We start from the raw sequence: 2,021 nt of genomic DNA, 5'->3' as shown, positions 1-2,021 counted from the left end.
GCGCAGGCCGATGGACGCCGCGGGGATGGAGGTGGAGGGCAGGTCAGCCCAAAGAGCCGCATCGGCCGCGAGGTCAAGCACCGGCAGTTGCAGTCCATCGGTCAGGCCCTCGGGCAGTTCGCCATCGGAGATCAGCACGCGTGGTTGGCTGTCCTGCAGCATGTAGGCCAGGCGCTCCGTCGGATACGCCGGGTCCAACGGAACGTAGCCACCGCCCGCCTTGAGCACGGCAAGCAGGGCGACGACCATCTGCTCGGAGCGCTGCACGCACACGGCCACACGGGCATCCGGGCCAACGCCCAGGGTGCGCAGGTGGTGCGCGAGGCGGTTGGCCTGGGCGTCCAGCTCGGCGTAGCGCATGCGCTGATCGCCATGCACCAGCGCGATAGCATTGGGCGTGCTCCGCGCCTGAGCCTCGAACAGCTCGTGCGTGCACGACTCGCTGGGGAACGTCGCTTGCGTCGCGTTCCACTGCACCAACAGCTGGTCCCGCTGCGCATTCGACAGCAGCGGCAGTTGCGCAACCGGTCGCTGCGCCTGCGCCACCATGGCCCGCAGCAAGGCCAGGAAGTGCCCGCGGAAGCGCTCGATGGTTTCGCGCTCGAACAATGCGCTCGCATATTCGAACCCGCCCGCGATGTGCCCGCCCGACTCGCCCATGTGCAGCGTGATGTCGAATTTCGCTAGCGTTGCAGGCGCGGCCAGCGGCCGCAGCGACAGGCCGACCGGTTCGGTGGCAGTGGCGGTGGGCGCGGTGCCCGGCGCGCCGGCCTGCCAGGCGAACATGGCCTGGAACAGTGGCGTGTGCGCCATGCTGCGCACCGGCTTGACCAGTTCGACCACCTGCTCGAACGGCAGGTCCTGGTGCTGCTGCGCGTTCAGCGATTCCGCCTTCACGCGCCGCAGCAGTTCCACGGTGTCCGGGCTGCCGCCCAGGTCGATACGCAGCGCCAGGGTGTTCACGAAGAAGCCGATCAGCCGTTCGACCTCCGCACGCGTGCGGTTGGCCACCGGCGTGCCGATGACGACGTCGTCCTGGCCCGACAGCCGCGAGAGCAGTCCCGCCCATGCGGCCAGCAGCGTCATGTACAGCGTGGTTCCCTGGCGCTGGCTGAGGGCCTGCAAGCCGGCGGCGAGCGGTGCTTCCAGCTGGAATTCCACGAAACCGCCGCGGTGGTCCTGCTGGGCCGGGCGCGGTCGGTCGGCGGGCAGCTCCAGCAGCGCGGGGGCGCCGGACAGGCGGTCCTTCCAATAGCTGCTCTGGCGCTGCAGCACCTCGCCATCGAGCCAGCGGCGTTGCCAGGCGGCGTAGTCGGCGTACTGGATCGGCAGCGGCGGCAACGGATCGTCGCGCCCTTCGGCGAAGGCCGTGTACAAGGCCTCCAGCTCGCGGGTGAGAACGTCCATGGACCAGCCGTCGGACACGATGTGGTGCAGGGTGGCCAGCAGCACGTGCTCGGTGTCGCCCAGCACCAGCAGCCGGCCGCGGACCAGCGGGCCGGTGGACAGGTCGAACGCATCGACAGCCTCCTGCGCGGCCAGGGCCTGGACTTCGGCGCCGGTGTCCGGGCAATCGCGCAGGTCTTGCACGCGCAGGGCGAAGCCGGTGTCGGCCGGCGCGATGCGCTGCACGGGTTGGCCGCCGGATAGCGCGAAGCTGGTGCGCAACGCTTCGTGGCGCGCCACGATCCGGTCCAGCGCCTGCTGCAGCGCGGACCGGTCCAGCGGACCCGAGAGCCGCAGGCCTAGGGGGATGTGGTACGCGCGGCTCTCGGGGGCGAGCTGGGCGAGGAACCACAGGCGCTGCTGGGCGAAGGACAGGGGCAATGCCTCTGTACGCGACGCTGGTTCGATCGGCGGCAGGGCGGTGCGTTGCGCGAGGCCGATGGCCTCGGCCTGCGCCCACAGCACCGGATGCTCGAACAGCTTGCCCAGCGGGAACTCCACGCCCAGCTCGGTGCGCAGCTGCGACAGCAGCCGCATGGCCAGCAGGGAATGCCCGCCGAGTGCGAAGAAATCGT

1 protein-coding gene is annotated in these 2,021 nt (G+C 70.3%); it reads right to left on the bottom strand.

The annotated features are described in order from the left end of the window. Nucleotides 1-2,021: condensation domain-containing protein (locus H0U68_RS11185; RefSeq protein WP_296355557.1), on the bottom strand; the 2,021-nt coding region annotated here is incomplete at both ends.

It is taken from the genome of Ramlibacter sp., from assembly GCF_013697775.1.
Taxonomy (GTDB): Bacteria; Pseudomonadota; Gammaproteobacteria; order Burkholderiales; family Burkholderiaceae_C; genus Ramlibacter.
This window is presented reverse-complemented; position numbering and strand designations above follow the sequence as displayed.